Source organism: Rhizobium album (genome assembly GCF_003122325.1).
GTDB classification, from domain to species: domain Bacteria; phylum Pseudomonadota; class Alphaproteobacteria; order Rhizobiales; family Rhizobiaceae; genus Metarhizobium; species Metarhizobium album.
On record NZ_QFBC01000002.1, the window covers coordinates 347,128 to 364,356 of the forward strand.

Consider the following 17,229-nt stretch of genomic DNA (forward strand, 5'->3'; position numbering starts at 1 on the left):
GTCTTGCGCGATTGGCTTTCATGCCGCCACGGGTGTTGCGAGCAGGGCGCGCAGGCAGGCCTCTGCATCCGCGGCGCGTTCGGAACGCTCGATGAAACCGCCGCCGTAGACGCGGGCGTCCGGCCCCTCGGCCGAATAGAGGACGCAGGCCTGGCCCGGCGCCACGCCCGCCTCGCCGACGGAAAGATCGACATGGATGCCGCTATCGTCCGCATGCAGCACAGCCGGTGCCGGCGGGCGGGTGGAGCGCACCTTGGCGAAGCAGGCAAAGCCGTCGGCGGCTTCGCTGCCGAGCGGGCCGTCGCCCAGCCAGTTGACGTCGCGCAGATAGACCCGGTGGGTTTCCAGCGCTTCCTTCGGGCCGACGATGACGCGGCGCGAGCGGGCGTCGAGATAGACGACATAGAGCGGATCGCCGGTGGCGATGCCGATGCCGCGGCGCTGGCCGATGGTGTAGTGCAGGATACCGTCGTGGCGGCCGAGCACGCGGCCGTCGAGATGGACGATATCGCCGGCCAGCGCCGCGTTCGGCTTCAGCTTGGCGACGATGTCGGAATATTTGCCCTGCGGCACGAAACAGATGTCCTGGCTATCCGCCTTCTTGGCGACGACGAGACCCATGTCTTCGGCGAGCGCCCGCGTTTCCGCCTTGGAGAGATGGCCGAGCGGGAAACGCAGGTAGTCGATCTGTTCCTGCGTCGTGGCGAACAGGAAATAGCTCTGGTCGCGATCGGAATCGATCGGCCGGTAGAGGCTGCGGCGGTTCGGCAGGCCCGGAGCGGGATTGGGCCGCGAGCGGATGTAGTGGCCGGTCGCCAGCGCGTCGGCGCCCAGTTCCCGCGCCGTCGCCAAGAGGTCGGCGAACTTGACGGTCTGGTTGCAGGCGACGCAGGGGATCGGCGTCTCGCCGGCGACGTAGCTTTCGGCGAAGGGATTGATCACCGTCTCGCGGAAGCGGGCTTCGTAATCGAGCACGTAATGCGGAATGCCGAGCGTTTCGCAGACCCGGCGCGCATCGTCGATATCCTGGCCGGCGCAACAGGAGCCGGCGCGATGCACCGCGGCGCCGTGATCGTAGAGCTGCAGGGTGATGCCCAGCACGTCGTAACCTTCGCGCTTCAGCACGCCGGCCACCACCGAGCTGTCGACGCCACCCGACATGGCAACGACGATGCGCGTGTCTTCGGGCTTCTTGTCAAAATCGAGCGTATTCACGGGCGTCTCGCCAATCTTCAATCAAGCGCGGCACATGTCATGAGAAAGAGGGCAACACCGCGATCTGCCCTTGAGACCATACTCCGGCAGCGCCGGCCATGACAAGAATTGCCGCCGATATAGAAAGGAATGCCCGGCGTTTCAAGGGCGGAAAGCCGGCCGGCGCATGTTGCACCTGCCCCGCCAGGCGGTGATGATGCACGAATGCCGGCCGGAACAGCGCAACCGTTGAAGCAAGACGCGGATGAACACATTCCGCGCCCTGCCCTGTGACCTGCCCGGCATCATGGCGGTCACGGCGGGAGGATCGACGACGATCCGTCTGCCGCCGCGAGACTGGCCAAGCTCGCCGGCCTTGCCGGGGTCAGCCAGTGCCAGCTCAGCCGCAAAAGCAAAACCCCGGCGCCAGGACGGCGCCGGGGTTTTACACATTTCCCGGGAGGAAAAACGATCAGTCGATGTTGAAGGTCAGCAGCTTCGCCTGGCGGATCGCCGGGTTGGAGCGCAGCTTGTCCAGCACGTCGTCGGTGACCACGCCATCGACGTAGAGCAGCGCGATGGCATCGCCGCCCTGCTTGTCGCGGCCGAGCTGGAAGTTGGCGATGTTGACCTTGGCTTCGCCGAGCGTCGTGCCAATGAAGCCGATCATGCCGGGCACGTCGGTGTTGGAGATGTAGATCATGTGCTGACCGACATCCGCATCCATGTTGATGCCCTTGATCTGGATGAAGCGTGGCTTGCCGTCGGAGAACACCGTGCCGGCAACCGAACGGGTCTGGTTGGCCGTGGTCACGGTCAGCTTGATGTAGCCGTCATAGACGCCGGTCTTGTCGCGCTTGACTTCGGAAAGGATGACGCCCTTTTCCTTGATCATGACAGGGGCCGAAACCATGTTGACGTCGGCCACCTGCGGCCGGATGAGGCCGGCGAGCAGCGCCGAGGTCAGCGCCTTGGTGTTCATCGTCGCGGTGGCGCCGTCGTACAGGATCTCGATTTCCTTGATGGCGCTTTCCGTGACCTGGCCGACAAAGGCGCCGAGAACGTCGGCGAGCCTGATGAACGGTTTTAGCCGCGGCGCTTCGTCGGCGGTGATCGACGGCATGTTGATGGCGTTGGAGACGGCACCCTTCATCAGGTAGTCCGACATCTGCTCGGCCACCTGCAGGGCGACATTTTCCTGCGCTTCCGTGGTCGAGGCGCCGAGATGCGGCGTGCAGACGACGTTCGGCAGGCCGAAGAGCGGGCTTTCGGTGGCAGGCTCGACCTCGAAGACGTCGAAGCCGGCGCCGGCGACGTGGCCGGACTTCAGCGCTTCGGCAAGCGCCGCCTCATCGACGAGACCGCCGCGGGCGCAGTTGACGATGCGCACGCCGGGCTTGGTCTTGGCCAGCGCTTCCCTGTTGAGGATGCCGCGCGTCTTGTCGGTCATCGGCACGTGCAGGGTGATGAAATCCGCCTGGGCCAGCAATTCGTCGAGTTCGACCTTGGTGACGCCCATTTCCTGGGCGCGTTCGGCCGAGAGGAAGGGGTCGTAGGCCAGCACGTTCATGCGCAGGCCAAGCGCCCGCGAGCAGACGATCGAGCCGATGTTGCCGGCGCCGATGACGCCGAGCGTCTTGCCGGTGATCTCGACACCCATGAACTTCGACTTTTCCCACTTGCCGGCCTGCGTGGAACTATCGGCGGCCGGAAGCTGGCGGGCGACGGCGAACATGAGCGCGATGGCGTGTTCGGCGGTGGTGATCGAGTTGCCGAACGGCGTGTTCATGACGATGATACCGCGGCGCGAGGCGGCCGGGATATCGACGTTGTCGACGCCGATGCCGGCGCGGCCGATGACCTTGAGGTTGGTGGCGCTGGCGATCAGCTTTTCCGTCGCCTTGGTGGCGGAGCGGATGGCAAGGCCGTCATAATTGCCGATGATCTCGGCGAGCTTGTCCTTGTCCTTGCCGAGCTTCGGCTGGAAATCCACCTCTACGCCGCGATCGCGAAAAATCTGGACGGCAGTTTCCGACAGTTCGTCGGATACGAGAACGCGCGGTGCCATGAAGGCCTCCTGAAAAATTGTCAACGATGGAAGAATGGGGCTTCGCCTTGCGGGCGAAGCCGACGCAACAATCAGGCCGCAGCCTGGGAAAGTGCTGCCTTCTGGGTCTCGAAAGCCCAGGAAAGCCAGGGCATCAGCGCCTGCATGTCAGCCGTCTCGATGGTCGCACCGGCCCAGATGCGCAGGCCCGACGGGGCATCGCGATAGGCGCCGATATCGAAGGCGACGCCTTCCTTTTCGAGGAGGGCGACGACGGCTTTGGCAAAATCGGCCTGGCCGCTCGCATCGAGTGCCGCGACCTGGGCGTCGACGATCTTCAGGCACACCGAGGTGTTGGAGCGCGTCGCCGGATCGGCGGCAAGGTTGGCGATCCAGTCGTTCTGGGCGACGAAATCATGGATGACCTGCGCATTGGCGTCGGCGCGGGCAAACAGCGCCTTGAGGCCGCCGATGGACTTCGACCAGGTGAGCGCATCGATATAATCCTCGACGCAGAGCATCGACGGCGTATTGATGGTCTCGCCGGTGAAGATGCCTTCGATCAGCTTGCCGCCCTTGGTCATGCGGAAGATTTTCGGCAACGGCCAGGCCGGATCGTAGCTTTCCAGCCGCTCGACGGCGCGCGGCGAGAGGATCAGCATGCCATGCGCGCCCTCGCCGCCCAGCACCTTCTGCCAGGAGAAGGTGACGACGTCGAGCTTCGAAAAATCCATGTCCTGGGCAAAAGCCGACGACGTGGCGTCGCAGATCGTCAGGCCCTTGCGTTCGGCCGGGATGAAATCGGCGTTCGGAACGCGCACGCCCGAGGTGGTGCCGTTCCAGGTGAAGACCACGTCGCGGTCGAAATCCACCTTGGAAAAATCTGGAAGCAGGCCGTAATCGGCGGTAAACTTGCGGACGTCCTGGAGCTTCAGCTCCTTCACGACATCGGAAACCCAGCCCGAACCAAAACTTTCCCACGCGACCATGTCGACGCCGCGGGCGCCGAGCAGCGACCAGAGTGCCATTTCGACGGCGCCGGTGTCCGAAGCCGGCACGATGCCGATGCGGTAATCCGCGGGCACGTTCAAAACCTCACGGGTGAGGTCGATCGCCAGCTTGAGCTTGTTCTTGCCGATTTTTGCGCGGTGGGAGCGGCCGAGTGCTGCATCTTGCAGGGCTGTCAGCGACCAACCGGGGCGCTTCGAGCAAGGGCCAGAAGAAAAATGCGGATTCCCCGGACGGAGGTCCGGCTTCTTCAACGTCGTCATTGGCTATCCTTCCAGATAGAAGCTCCTCGTTAGGGAGGAGTGTCCTGACGCCGTTGCTATAGAGATGGACCGTCACAGTCAAGAAGGCAAAGTCGCGAAGAGGAAAATTTTTTGGCGGGCTGCGACATGGGATCTGTCGCAGCCCGCAGAGATCTCAGTTCGAGGCGGCGTCGTCGCCATCCTTCTTCGATCGGCAATCAGCTACCCGAAGCGGCACGACGTTGTCCCGCGTCCGGTTGCATTGCTGGATCTTGCCTTGCACGATCCGGATTTCCGCCAATGCATGGGCCAGCGGAGCGATCAGTTCCTCACATTCCGGCTGTTCCGTCGCAATCTGCAACGCGGTCTGTATGTGACTGTAGGCAAAGATGCATTGTCGCATAATCATCGCGAATCACCTCCTGCCGCGGACGTTACAGCGAGCGCGAGGCAGTTGCAGGCGAAAGTGGCCGAGGGGCCGTTCTGCGAAGGCCCAGGGTTAATCAAGCTTTAACGGCACGAGGAAAGGCCCTGCCCGGCAGGAATTTCACCGATGCTTATTGAAGCGGTATCAATAACTTATCCACGAGCAACGCCAGTTCGGATGCCGCTGATTCGTTTCGGAACGGGATCGTTGCCGCGCATGGCAAGCCATAACTACCAGAGGCTGATCCGCAAGCCGGCGCGGATCTCATGGCGCGAGAAACCATCGTCATCGCCGCGAATGCTGCCGCTGCCATCCGGTGCCGGGCCGAACATGTCGCCGCCGGCAATGTCGCTGTAGCGGTAACCGACATCGAGCTTGATCCGCTCGCTGACATCGTAGGAAACACCGGCCATCAAGGCATAAGTAAAACGCCAGCTGTTGCGGCCGTCGTAGCGGCCAGAGCCGCCGCCGACGCAGTTGATCCCGCCATCGGCGCAATAGGCCGTCATGGAAACATCGCCCCAGCGAAGCTGCGTCGCGCCGACGCCGGCGCCGATATAGGGTGTCAGACCGACGACCGTGCCGAGATCGACATAACCATTGGCCAGGATGCCGACGCCGCGATAGACCGCGCTGCTTTTCGAACCGCAGGCCGCAGCCGCCGGACCGGCAACGCAGGCACCGCCAAAATCGACGTCGCCGTTGAACCGGTCGCGAAAAGTCTCCGCCGTCACGTCGGCACGAAACATGTCGTTGACTTGGTAACCGACACCCACGCCGTAAGAAACGGGATGGGAGAAGCGGGCATCGTCGAAACCGCGCGCCGTCACCGCGCCGCCTGCGTCATAAGCGGTGTAACCGGCTCCCTCGTCGCCGGTCCAGCCGGTGTAGCCGACATCGCCGCGAAGGTACCAGCCGGTCGCCGCCGGCGTCGTGGTGATTTCGGGCGCGAACAGATCCGGCACCTCATCGGCCGCACGCGCAGCGCCGCCAAGGCCAAGGGCCAGCACCGCCGCCGTCAGAAATACACAGGACCGGATCATCACAGCTATCCCGTTTTAAAATTAGAACCACATTAACTATGATCCTGTTCGGTTAACGACCCGTTAAGCATGTTCCTTAAGCTTTGCGAAACATACGGGCAGACGCGAAAAGCCGCCCGGAGGAAGATCCGGACGGCTTCTCGAACGTATCGGCGGTCGATTATTTGTAGATCGGCTGCTGCAGCGGAATGTCCGCCGGGGGAATGTAGGCCTGCTCGGCGCAACCGTTGAAGATGTAGCGCATGCCGACGCGGCCCTCATGCGAGGTGAAACCCTTGTCGTAGCCAGGGCCGCCGTTCGAGGCGTATCCGAACATCTTGCCGCCATCGACGTGGCGGAAACGATAGCCGACATCGGCCTTGACGTTGCAGGTAACATCGACCGAAGCACCGGCCATCAGGGCATAGGTGAAGCGCCAGCTGCCCTTGCCGCCATGCTCGACCGTACCGTCGCAGTTCGTCGGATCGCTGTCGGAGCACGAGGTGTTCTTCAGCTTGTCCCACTTCACGTAGGTGCCGCCGATACCGGCGCCGACGTAAGGCGTGACCGAACCCCAGGTGCCGACATCGACATAAGCGTTGGCGAGCAGGCTGAACGCGGTCAGCGAAGCGACGTCCTTCGAGGTGCAGGCAAGGACGCAGGCGCCGAAATCGGAACCGCCGCCGCTGGTCGAGCCGTTGAACTTCGAGCGGAACATGTAGTCGAACGTCAGGTCGGTGCGCAGATAGTGGTTGACCTGGTAACCGACACCGGCGCCGAGCGTGAAGGCGTCGCGCAACGAAGAATGGTCGAAATCCCGCTCATACGAGTTCGAGCCCTGGAAAAACTTCGCGCCGCGCAGGTGATTGAACGAATAACCGGCATCGCCGCGCAGATACCAGCCGCTGGCCTCCGTGACCGTCACCGGTTGTTCCTCGATCGGCTGTATCGGCTCGGGCTGATAAAGATCAGCCGCGAAAGCAGAGGTACTCACGAGTAAGACGGCGAATGCGCCGAACACGCTCATCTTCATAGCTTCAACTCCAGGTCCGTTTTGCAATTGGCTGGGTCGAAACCGGCCAATATTTCCAATTCGTTATGGATAATGAAGCGTAAAGGTTAAAAGCCGATTAAAAGAGGCTGCTGAACGCCGCGAGTTGCTAACGAAGCTGGTTAAAGATACGCAGAAAATATTGCTTCACGAAAGCTTAACCTAGCACGTCTTGCCTTCGTTCGCACCGATTGCCGCTTCCGTCTTTCCGCAGAAGCCTCGACTTCCATTTCCGAAGCTTCCCCCAAACGGGTGAAGACTTCTGTGCCGAAATGAGGATGATGAGACAGTCGAAGGATCAGCAGCCGAACATGTCCACCGGAATCCTCATTGTCGTCCTACTTTGGGCCCTGCCGGCTTTGGCCGGCGCTCTCCTGACCTTTTGCGAACAGTACAAGTCCGGTACGGAGAGGTTCTGGACCTGGGGCGCGGCAGGCGGCATCCTCGTCTGCCTGCTATGGCCGATCACCGTGCCGATCTTCCTGGTAACTTTCCTGCTGCACAACCACATCCTCATCGTCCTGGGCGGAAGCGAAGACGACAAGGCGCCTGAAGAAGGCCGGTAGGCTGCAAAGACATCGGCGTTCAGGCGATGGGCCGGATACTTGCGACAGCTGCGACGAAATCGGTCTGCCGGGACATGCCGGATTTGGCCAGGATCGCCTTGACGTGGCTGCGCACGGTTTCGGCACTGAGCGAGAGCGTCGACGCCGTCCCACCGACATCGTTTCCAGCCGCCAGCGACCGCGCCACGCGCGCCTCGGCCGGAGAAAGATCGAAAAGTCCACCGATCGTCTCCGCCGTCGGCACCCGCGTCCGGTCGACGGGCGTCACCACCAGAAAGAAGGCCGCCCGCACGAAAACGTCGCGGGCATCGCCAAGCACGGGCACGAGATGAACGATCGCCGGCGGCGCGTCCTCATATCGCGGCAAGGGAAACGAGCGGCTGGCCGACTTGAGATGTAGAGCACCCGACTGGAGCTGGTTGATGGCATTCGCCAGCACGTCGTTCGCCGGCACATGGGCAAACCGCAGCCGGTCGCGCGCGACGATGCCGATCTGCGGCGCAAACCCCTCCAGAAGCGTGTTGGCGAGCATGACCCTGCCATCGAAGGTCAGAACTGCGGACGGCAGGCCGGTCAGTTGCAAAGCCTCAACGGCAGCATTGATCCGTTCGAATTCCAGTCGGCTCGACATCATCGCCGCCCGGGCGAGATGCGGGCGCAACTGGTCTAGATAGGCGATAGCCGATTTTTCGACCGGTCCGGTGACTTTCTTCTTCTCGACGGCAACGATGATCCTGTCGCCGCTCGGCGTGCTAATGAAGGTCGACGTTCCGAAACCGTAGCCGAGCGGCTGCATCATGTCGGTAAAGATCGGGATGGCGTTGTAATCGGCCTCGCTGAAATGTTCCGCCTCGTCGACAAAACCGAATTGTTCGATGCTGAGCAGTTTTTCGGCACGGGCATTCCGCGTCACCCAGCCTTCCTCGATCATCTTCTGCGTCATGTCCTCGAGCGCTTCAGATGCGAGCCAATGTGTGGTCGGCGAACTGGTGCTGACAAGGGACGTCCCCTGGGCATTGGTGGCCTCGGCCATATGGTCGAGGATCTGGTACCAATTCTGCGGAAAGAAGGCCGCTTCATATATCTTTTCAAGTGTCTCAGCAGCAGAAAACATAGTTGTATCCAGCGAGTCTGCCCTTGCAATAAGAAATAGAAATACAACCTGTTAATTGCATTATACGGTTTTTATTCCCGTTTTCAAGAAACGGCTATTTCCTTTGTTTATGCGTTGTTAACCATACGCTTGCGAGGATGATGATAAGGAATCATCAATCCGGTGTCTGCCATGCGCTTCATTCTGATTTTTTTTATTGCAACGATTACAAGCGGGTGCGTCACCCAATTGAAGCCGCCGACCGCGGCCGATACCCGCGAGGCAGACTACATTTTCGTGGAAAAACAGGGTGAACAAACCTGTTACTCCCGCTTTCATCGCGGGCTTCCTGCTGACCGGGTTTGTACCGACGGCGACCGTCTTCGCTACATCAGGAATTTTGCGGACCGGGAAATTCCCGAGGTTCCACCCCAGGTGCTCGCACTTTTCCGGGCCATTCCCGCCCAGGCGGCACTGCTTCGCAAGGCGTCAGTTCCCGCCCCGATCATTCAATAGATGCGAAACGGAATTCCGTTGATCGAATACATGCCGGCTTGTAGTCGATAGTGGCGAAAAGGTTTCCCGTCGGCGCTGATCAGAATTCCCTCTTTGCCCGCGAGATAGGCGTAGACCCGACCGTCACAACTGGCCTTTTCCGCAAAAGTCTGATCCGGTGTCACGAAGATATCAAGTTCCCGGCAGGCCGACAATTCTTCCGACACAGCAACCGAACCGGCTTCGTCGACGATGGAAACGATAAGGCTGGCATTGCGAAAAAGTGCGCCGGGTTCTCTCGTCTGGGGCTGGACTTCAAATTGTTTCAGGATATCGCGCGCCGTGAGCACCCGGCCATCCTCAAACTCGCGCCCGGCCGCCACGCCTGCGGTCCCAGGCGCATCCAGATGCATATCCGCCGACGAAGAGACAAACGCAAGGCTCAGCAATCGGTGGGATAGTTCGTCGGCGGAGGCCGCCTTGCTTGCCAGATAGAAAGCAGCGACGAACATCGGTAGAGCACAGGCAAAAACCGGTCTCATGGCAAATCTCTCCTATCGTTAAAATGCCAAGGGCGGCGAAAGTCGCCGCCCTTGTTCACTTCGATTAGCACGGAACCGGAACCAGCGTGACGTGCTGGTCCTCGACCATACGTTCCGTCTGAATGAAAACCGGCGCATTCCAGCGGTTGCGAATCTTTGCACCGTTGCTCTGCATGTTGCCAGACCAGCTGCGGGATTCTCCGGTCACCGGAATGCCGCGCGTATCGTACACATATGTGCCTGGGACCTTGCGGGCACGGTAACAAACATCCCGGTTCACATATTTCCTAGCGCTATACGTTTCAGCAGTTGCAACACCAGGCACCGCACTGAGGCCGACCAAGCTTGCAATCGTGACTGCTATTGCGGCTGTGGCTGTCGATATTTTACGCTTCATAACTATTAATCCCTGTTTAATATTGTTTTCATGCGCCAGTGATGACGCAAAAACAGAATAATTATATGTATCAAAAGATGTCAATCTGACAAAAATACTATATTCTTCTATAGTTAATCTCATAAATACAATAGAAATCAAATAATATACTTACATTATAGGGGAAATAATTATAACACGACCCTAGATTCTCCGCTTCACCCAATTGGGTGAATTAAAAAAAATAATGGTGACATTCCGAAAAAAAAATGCCGTACCAACTGAGTGGCACGGCATTTGATAAGATACTTTGGGAAAGAGGGAGCGGTTCTCTATGCAGCCGTCCGCACATTGGCGATGACGCCGACGAGATCGTTGACGATGCGCTCGATCTGAATGCGGTCGTCACCTTCCGCCATGACGCGGATCAGCGGCTCGGTGCCGGAGGGGCGGATGACCAGGCGGCCGGAGCGGGCCAGTTCGCTTTCGGCATCGGCGATCGCCTGCTTGACGATGCCGTCTTCCAGCGGCTTGCCGCCGGAGATGCGGACGTTGCGCAAAAGCTGCGGCACCGGCTCGAAACGGCGGCACACCTCGCTCACCGTCCTGCCGGAGCGCTTGACGCAGGCGAGGATCTGCAGGGCGGCGACAAGGCCATCGCCGGTGGTGCCGAAATCCGAGAGAACGATATGGCCGGACTGCTCGCCGCCGACATTAAAATTGTTCTGGCGCATGTGCTCGACCACGTAGCGGTCGCCGACCTTGGTGCGCGCCAGCGTCAGGCGCTTGCCATCCAGGAAGCGTTCGAGCCCGAGATTGGACATGACGGTGGCGACGATGCCGCCGCCCTTGAGGATCTGGTCGTCGGCCCAGCTTTCGGCAACCACCGCCATCAGTTGGTCACCGTCGACGATCGTGCCGGTTTCGTCGACGATGATCACGCGGTCGGCGTCGCCGTCGAGCGCGATGCCGATATCGGCGCGCACCTCGTGCAGCTTCTTCTGCAGTGCCGCTGGATGGGTCGAACCGCAATCGAGATTGATGTTGGTGCCGTTCGGCGTATCGCCGATGGTGACGACGTCGGCGCCGAGTTCCCAAAGCACGGCGGGAGCGACCTTGTAGGCGGCACCGTTGGCGCAATCGATCGCCACCCGCAGGCCTTGCAGGGTCACGTCGCGCGGCAGGGTACGCTTGGCGAACTCGATGTAGCGGTCATGCACGCCGTCAATGCGCTTGGCCCGGCCGATATCGTCGGATTTGGCGAGCTGGCTGGAAAGATCCTTCTCGAGCAGGTCCTCGATCTGCATCTCGATCTCGTCGGAGAGCTTGTAACCGTCCGGGCCGAACAGCTTGATGCCGTTATCCTCGTAAGGATTGTGCGAAGCGGAGATCATCACGCCGATATCGCAGCGCAGCGAGCGGGTGAGCATGGCAACGGCGGGCGTCGGGATCGGGCCGAGAACGAAAGCATCGACGCCGGCGGCGGTAAAACCGGCCACCATGGCATTTTCCAGCATATAGCCGGAAAGGCGCGTATCCTTGCCGATGACGACACGATGGCGATGCGTACCGCGGCGGAAGATGGTGCCCACGGCAATGCCGACCCGCATGGCGAGATCGGGCGTCATCGGGAAGGTGTTGGACTGCCCGCGAATACCGTCAGTGCCAAAATAACGACGCTTCATAATCTACCCTCGAAATGGGGCGCACCTGCATCGGGTGCGCCGGTTGCGGGCGCATGGGCGCCATGGACAACAAACGGTGTCTGGCGCCGGCACGGCTTCCATGCGTCTGTGTGCGGCGGCTGTCTTCCGCCCGTTATCGGCGCTGTCATGCCACAAAGCGCGGACATCGGCACGTCAAATAACGTCAATATCCATTACATCGCGTTACTTATCGCAAGCTGACCGCCATGCAGTTATCCCGGCCGGAACCGGGCAAAACAAAACCGCCCGGCTTTCGGCGCCGGGCGGTTTTAAAAACGATCGAATGTGGGTCAGTGCGGTTGCGGCTCGAAACCGCCTTCGGGTTCGTCACCCTTGGCGATCGGCCCGTCCTTCTTGGCGCCCGCCTTCGGCACGGCGGAGCCGCGGCTCGTCGGCGCATCGTCGCCGAGATCGCGCTGGGGCTTCTCGCCCCGGAGGAGTGCCTTGATCTCTTCGCCGGTCAGCGTTTCATATTCCAGAAGCCCTTCGGCAATCGCGACGAAACCGTCGTGGTTTTCGGTCAGGATGCGCGTTGCTTCGGTATAGGCCTCGTCGATCAGGCGTCGAACTTCGCTGTCGATCTTCTGGGCGGTGGATTCCGAGACGTTCTTGCTCTGCGACACGGAGTGACCAAGGAAGACTTCCTGCTGGTTCTCGCCATAAGCGACATGGCCGAGCACGTCGGAGAAACCCCACTGGGTCACCATAGCGCGCGCCAGCTTGGTCGCCTGCTCGATGTCCGAGGAAGCACCCGAGGTGATGTTCTCCTTGCCGAAAGTAATCTCTTCGGCAACACGGCCGCCCATCATGATGATCAGGCGCGACACCATCCATTTGTAGCTCATGGAATAGCGGTCGCCTTCCGGCAACTGCATGACCATGCCGAGCGCACGGCCGCGCGGAATGATCGTCGCCTTGTGCAGCGGATCAGCCACCGGCACCTTGAGCGCGGTGATCGCATGACCGGCTTCGTGATAGGCGGTCAGTTTCTTTTCGGCTTCGGTCATCGCGGACGAGCGGCGCTCGGCGCCCATCATGATCTTGTCCTTGGCGTCCTCGAATTCCTGCATGGTGACGACGCGCTTGTTGCGCCGCGCTGCCGTCAGGGCCGCTTCGTTGACGAGGTTCATCAGATCGGCGCCGGAAAAACCAGGCGTACCGCGGGCCAGAACCTTGAGGTCTACGTTCGGCGCCAGCGGCACGTTGCGCACATGCACCTTGAGGATACGCTCGCGGCCGACGATATCCGGGTTCGGCACGACGACCTGGCGGTCGAACCGGCCGGGACGCAGCAATGCCGGGTCGAGCACGTCGGGGCGGTTGGTGGCGGCGATCAGGATGATGCCTTCGTTCGCCTCGAAACCGTCCATCTCGACCAGCAGCTGGTTGAGGGTCTGTTCGCGCTCATCGTTGCCGCCGCCGAGACCGGCGCCACGATGGCGGCCGACGGCGTCGATTTCGTCGATGAAGATGATGCAGGGCGCATTCTTCTTCGCCTGCTCGAACATGTCGCGGACGCGGCTCGCACCGACGCCGACGAACATTTCGACGAAGTCCGAACCGGAAATGGTGAAGAACGGCACGTTGGCTTCGCCGGCGACCGAGCGGGCGAGCAGCGTCTTACCCGTGCCCGGAGGGCCGACGAGCAGCACGCCACGCGGAATACGGCCGCCGAGGCGCTGGAATTTTTGCGGGTCACGCAGGAATTCGACGATTTCTTCGAGATCCTGCTTGGCTTCGTCGACGCCGGCGACATCGTCAAAGGTGACGCGGCCATGCGCTTCCGTCAAAAGCTTCGCCTTCGACTTGCCGAATCCCATGGCGCCACGCGAACCGCCCTGCATCTGGCGCATGAAGAACAGCCAGACGCCGAGGATCAGCAACATCGGCAGCAGCGTGCCGAGATAGCTCAGGAAGCCGGACGACCCATCCGTCTCCGGACGCGCCACGATGGTCACGCCCTTGTTCTGCAGGCGATCCATCAGCGAGTCGTCGATGACGGGAGAATAGGTCTGGAACGTGGTGCCGTTCTCGACATAGCTGCCGATGACGCGATTGCCGGTCACCGTCACGTCACGGACGCGGCCGGAATCGACCTCGCGAATGAACTGCGAATAGGGAATTTCTCGTGAACCCGATTGCGTCGGCGCCGTCTGGAACATGCTGAAGAGTGCGATCAACAGCAGGGCTATGATGGCCCACAAGGCGATATTTCGAAAATTTGGGTTCATTGAACTCCCCGGAACCTGAATCGTCCACCTGCCATGCAGGCACAGGACTGTGCCTATAACATAGGGTTGCGGCCCGTTATTGCCAAGGCAAACTGCAAGTCAACATGCGTTTTCCGTCAACAAGTCGTGAAACGGTAACGCATATTCACCACGACCGAGACGAAGCGCCAGGACATTTGCCAGTTTACGGTCGAACAATGGCAAAAAACGGTCGTAGGCGGCGAGAAAAACTTCCGTCCCGATCAAACCGCCGCCTCCCTCCGCCGAGAGCGGAAACGCAATGTTTCCAGCGCAAACCAACGGCAGCGCGGCGCAAGCGCGCCTTGCCACGCCAGGCGGCAGGCCATTGAAGAGATCCCCGTTCATGCCCTGCCCACCACTTTCGACCACGATCACTTCGGCACTGCCGTTGCGGATGAGAAAGCGGCCGTCCCAGATCGTTCTGTCGCCGGGTTCGACGCGCAGCGGCAAAATATCGCGGCTCTCGCGCGTGATGTACAGGCCGTCGCGCCTGAGATCGAAAACCACCCGGCCGGCCGTCGTCTTCGCCGCGCCATCACCGTCGAGCATGGCCAGCAGCCGGTCCATCGGCTCCAGCGCCAGGCCATGCGCGCGGCCGCCGATGGCGGCTGCGACGGCGTTGAGGGCGTAGCGGCGGGTCGGGCGTTCGGTGGAGACAAGCGCCGCGCGGCTCAAAGCGGCGACGACGGATGCGGTCACGGTCAGGTGCCGGTCGAGAAAGGCCGCCGCCGCCTGCGACACGGCGGCGCGGGCATCGAGATCGCCGCCTGCCTGTTCCCCGCTGGCCGAAAGGGCGGCACGGATGCGAGCACGTTCATAAGCGGGATCGACATTCGACGGATCGTCGATCCAGCCGATGCCGGCCTCGCCCAGCACGGCGCGTATATCGGCGCGGCGGCAGGCCAGCAGCGGTCGCAGCAGCCAATGCCGGCGCAACAAAAGAACCGCGGACGCCATGCCGGAAAGGCCGGCATTGTCCGGCGAGGCGTTGCGGGCAGCCCGCATCGCGACGGTTTCGGCCTGGTCGTCGGCGGTGTGGGCAGACAGGATGGCATTCGCCCCGAGTTCGTCGGCCGCTTCGCACAAAAGACGGTAGCGTGCTTCCCGCGCCGCGACAGACAATCCGCGCGCCGGCTTTTCGCCGCTCCAGACCTTGGTGACATGGGCGATGCCGAGACGAGCGCACAACGCGGCGACGGCGCGCGCTTCCGCGGCGGAGGCGGATCGCAGCGCATGATCGACCGTGACGGCAGAAAGGGAAATGTGGGGATGGCGACCGGATCGCAAGGCCTGGTGAAGCAGAACGAGGAGACCGGTGGAATCACTGCCGCCGGAAATGGCGACGAGCAGGTGCGCGGGGCGGTGAATGGTGGTCAGCAGCGCATTGATGGCGGCTTGCGGAGAAAGATCGGCGGGCAAAGGGCAACCAGCCGCAATCAGCAGCTCAGGCGCTTCTGCTCCGAGGCGACCTTGTTGATCACCGCGCGGGATGCCTTGGGATAGCGCTTGCTGACTTCGCGCAGCGTGGCGCAGGCCGTATCGCGATTGTCGAGGGCCGCCAGCGACATGCCGAGCTTCAGCAGCATTTCCGGCGCCTTCGGCGATTTGCCATAGGTCTGGTGGGCGTTCAGAAAGGTCTTTGCCGATTCGTTGTATTTGCCTTGCGAATAGAGAGCCTCGCCCAGCCAGAAATTGGCGTCGGCGATCTTGGCGCTGGACGGATACTGCGCGATGTAGCTCTGGAATTCCTGTTCGGCGAGGCCGTAATCGCCGGAAAGCACGTGGCCGTAGGCAGCCTGATAGGCTTGCGCCTCGCTGCCGAGCGACGCAGTTTCCTGCGTCGCGCCGGTGCCGGTTGCGGGCGCAGTGCCCGAACCGTTATCGGCATTCTCGTTGATGGTGGCACGGACTGGATTGCCGTTGCTGTCGAGCTCGATCGAACCGAGCGTTTCCTGGGACTGGCCGGTCGCCGTGCTCGCCGTCGTGTCATTGCCGGTTTCGACGCCAGGGGTCGCCTGGTTCTGCTCGATGATCGTCGTCACATCGGTTTCCGGCGCCTTGTTCGTCTCGAGCGACCCGGTCTTCTTGCCGCTCTTCTTTTCCAGCTCCTGGAAGCGGAACTCGTTATCCTCCTGGGTCTTGCGCTGTTGCTCCTGCATCTGCAGCAGTTGGAAGCTCATCTCTTCGATGCGGCCGTTGAGCGTGCGGATCTGCTCTTCGAGCTCCTGGATGCGGATCGTCGGATCGGCGCTCTGAACGAGGATCAGAGGCTGGCGCGCATCTCCTGTTTTCACCGGTGCGTGGGGCACCAAGAGCGGCATGGAATGCGCCGTCGCCTGCAGGCCGCAAAGCGCTGCGAAACCGAGCATTCCCGCCACGACAAGTTTCTTCATGTCCTTTTGTCCTGTCATCGTGAATCGGCGCGCCTGTTCGGCGCGGTCAGGAGAGTTTTTCCAATTACCGTCAAAAAGCAACGGAGTTCGGCCAAAGTGTGGTGAAAAATACCGCCGGGACCGGCATTTCGGCCGATGGCGCCGCGACAGGGCCGCCGGGCCCCCTCCCCGCAACGAAAAACCCCGCCGCGGAGCGCGCGACGGGGTTTTGAACGGACATCCGGTGTTCCGGAAGATTACATGCCGGCGCCGCCGAGGACAGTAACGGCACGACGGTTCTGCGACCAGCAGGAAATGTCGTCGCAAACGGCGACCGGCTTTTCCTTGCCGTAGGAGATCGTCTTCATGCGGTTTGCCGGAACGCCGCGCGAAGCGAGGTACTGCTTGGTCGCGGCAGCGCGGCGTGCGCCGAGAGCGAGGTTGTATTCGCGCGTACCGCGTTCGTCGGCATGGCCTTCGACGGTAATTGCATAGTTCGGATACTGCGCAAGCCACTGTGCCTGGCGGTCGAGCGTCTGGGCCGCATCGGCACGGATCGACGTGGAGTCTGTATCGAAGAAGATGCGGTCGCCGACGTTGACAGTGAAGTCCTGCGTCGAGCCGGGCGTGGCGGCGCCATTGACGCCGTTGCCGTTCAGGCCGAGGTCGTTGGCGTTGTTCGGAAGGTTCTTCTTGGAAGCGCAGCCGGCCAGAGCCAGACTGAGCGCCAGGGCAAGCACGACAGGGTTGCGTGCGAGGGTCTGCATACGGCTCGTCGCCACGGTGTTCATACGGCTCATAGCCACGGATCTCCTTGCAAAGTCAAATTTCAGCGT

At 61.4% G+C, this 17,229-nt stretch carries 16 protein-coding genes; 3 read left to right on the plus strand and 13 right to left on the minus strand.

Annotation, left to right across the window (positions count from 1 at the left end; translation table 11 throughout):
* Window positions 1-18: 18 nt before the first annotated feature.
* The 3 genes from mnmA to DEM27_RS05910 all read right to left on the minus strand — a co-directional run bounded on the left by mnmA (window position 19) and on the right by DEM27_RS05910 (window position 4,512).
* Window positions 19-1,215 (minus strand): tRNA 2-thiouridine(34) synthase MnmA, encoded by a 1,197-nt coding sequence (mnmA, locus tag DEM27_RS05900; protein WP_109457274.1) that lies wholly within the window; start codon window positions 1,213-1,215, stop codon window positions 19-21.
* A gap of 451 nt (window positions 1,216-1,666) precedes the next feature.
* Window positions 1,667-3,262, minus strand: coding sequence for a phosphoglycerate dehydrogenase (serA, locus tag DEM27_RS05905; protein WP_109457275.1), 1,596 nt, complete (start codon window positions 3,260-3,262; stop codon window positions 1,667-1,669).
* 71 nt (window positions 3,263-3,333) lie between these two features.
* On the minus strand, window positions 3,334-4,512 hold the full coding sequence (locus DEM27_RS05910; protein WP_109457276.1) for a phosphoserine transaminase: 1,179 nt from the start codon (window positions 4,510-4,512) through the stop codon (window positions 3,334-3,336).
* 64 nt (window positions 4,513-4,576) lie between these two features.
* On the opposite strand from DEM27_RS05910, the gene DEM27_RS33485 reads away from it, so the two are divergent.
* Window positions 4,577-5,005, plus strand: a complete 429-nt coding sequence (locus tag DEM27_RS33485; RefSeq protein WP_128755447.1) for a hypothetical protein — start codon at window positions 4,577-4,579, stop codon at window positions 5,003-5,005.
* Window positions 5,006-5,148: 143 nt separating this feature from the next.
* On the opposite strand, the gene DEM27_RS05920 is transcribed toward DEM27_RS33485, so the two are convergent.
* Both DEM27_RS05920 and DEM27_RS05925 read right to left on the minus strand, forming a co-directional pair.
* Window positions 5,149-5,961, minus strand: a complete 813-nt coding sequence (locus DEM27_RS05920) for an outer membrane protein (protein WP_109457278.1) — start codon at window positions 5,959-5,961, stop codon at window positions 5,149-5,151.
* 160 nt (window positions 5,962-6,121) lie between these two features.
* Window positions 6,122-6,973: an outer membrane protein gene (locus DEM27_RS05925; RefSeq protein ID WP_109457279.1), complete on the minus strand. Its 852-nt coding sequence runs from the start codon at window positions 6,971-6,973 to the stop codon at window positions 6,122-6,124.
* Window positions 6,974-7,302: 329 nt separating this feature from the next.
* On the opposite strand from DEM27_RS05925, the gene DEM27_RS05930 reads away from it, so the two are divergent.
* Window positions 7,303-7,557, plus strand: coding sequence for a hypothetical protein (locus tag DEM27_RS05930; protein WP_128755448.1), 255 nt, complete (start codon window positions 7,303-7,305; stop codon window positions 7,555-7,557).
* 19 nt (window positions 7,558-7,576) lie between these two features.
* Here the strand turns inward: DEM27_RS05930 and DEM27_RS05935 are convergent, their stop codons facing one another.
* Window positions 7,577-8,671 (minus strand): helix-turn-helix transcriptional regulator, encoded by a 1,095-nt coding sequence (locus tag DEM27_RS05935; protein ID WP_109457281.1) that lies wholly within the window; start codon window positions 8,669-8,671, stop codon window positions 7,577-7,579.
* A 171-nt stretch (window positions 8,672-8,842) separates the two neighbouring features.
* Here DEM27_RS05935 and DEM27_RS05940 point away from each other — a divergent pair, with 171 nt between their 5' ends.
* On the plus strand, window positions 8,843-9,166 hold the full coding sequence (locus DEM27_RS05940; RefSeq protein WP_109457282.1) for a hypothetical protein: 324 nt from the start codon (window positions 8,843-8,845) through the stop codon (window positions 9,164-9,166).
* Here DEM27_RS05940 and DEM27_RS05945 read toward each other — a convergent pair.
* The 7 genes from DEM27_RS05945 to pal form a co-directional block, all read right to left on the minus strand.
* Complete coding sequence (locus DEM27_RS05945; RefSeq protein WP_128755449.1) at window positions 9,160-9,687, minus strand: hypothetical protein; 528 nt, start codon at window positions 9,685-9,687, stop codon at window positions 9,160-9,162. The two genes, DEM27_RS05940 and DEM27_RS05945, sit on opposite strands and share 7 nt — an antisense overlap.
* Before the next feature lie 64 nt (window positions 9,688-9,751).
* A complete protein-coding gene (locus DEM27_RS33490; protein ID WP_128755450.1) occupies window positions 9,752-10,225 on the minus strand; it encodes a hypothetical protein in 474 nt (157 codons plus the stop codon).
* A gap of 170 nt (window positions 10,226-10,395) precedes the next feature.
* Entirely contained in the window at window positions 10,396-11,748 is a 1,353-nt protein-coding gene (gene glmM, locus DEM27_RS05950) for a phosphoglucosamine mutase (protein ID WP_109457284.1), read from the minus strand.
* A 311-nt stretch (window positions 11,749-12,059) separates the two neighbouring features.
* Window positions 12,060-14,000 (minus strand): ATP-dependent zinc metalloprotease FtsH, encoded by a 1,941-nt coding sequence (gene ftsH, locus DEM27_RS05955; protein ID WP_109457285.1) that lies wholly within the window; start codon window positions 13,998-14,000, stop codon window positions 12,060-12,062.
* A 99-nt stretch (window positions 14,001-14,099) separates the two neighbouring features.
* Entirely contained in the window at window positions 14,100-15,440 is a 1,341-nt protein-coding gene (tilS, locus tag DEM27_RS05960) for a tRNA lysidine(34) synthetase TilS (protein WP_245445676.1), read from the minus strand.
* Between the two features lie 17 nt (window positions 15,441-15,457).
* Complete coding sequence (gene ybgF / locus DEM27_RS05965; RefSeq protein WP_109457287.1) at window positions 15,458-16,414, minus strand: tol-pal system protein YbgF; 957 nt, start codon at window positions 16,412-16,414, stop codon at window positions 15,458-15,460.
* 236 nt (window positions 16,415-16,650) lie between these two features.
* The gene (gene pal / locus DEM27_RS05970; RefSeq protein ID WP_109457288.1) at window positions 16,651-17,193 is read right to left on the minus strand and encodes a peptidoglycan-associated lipoprotein Pal; all 543 of its coding nucleotides are present in this window, start codon (window positions 17,191-17,193) and stop codon (window positions 16,651-16,653) included.
* Between the last annotated feature and the right edge of the window lie 36 nt (window positions 17,194-17,229).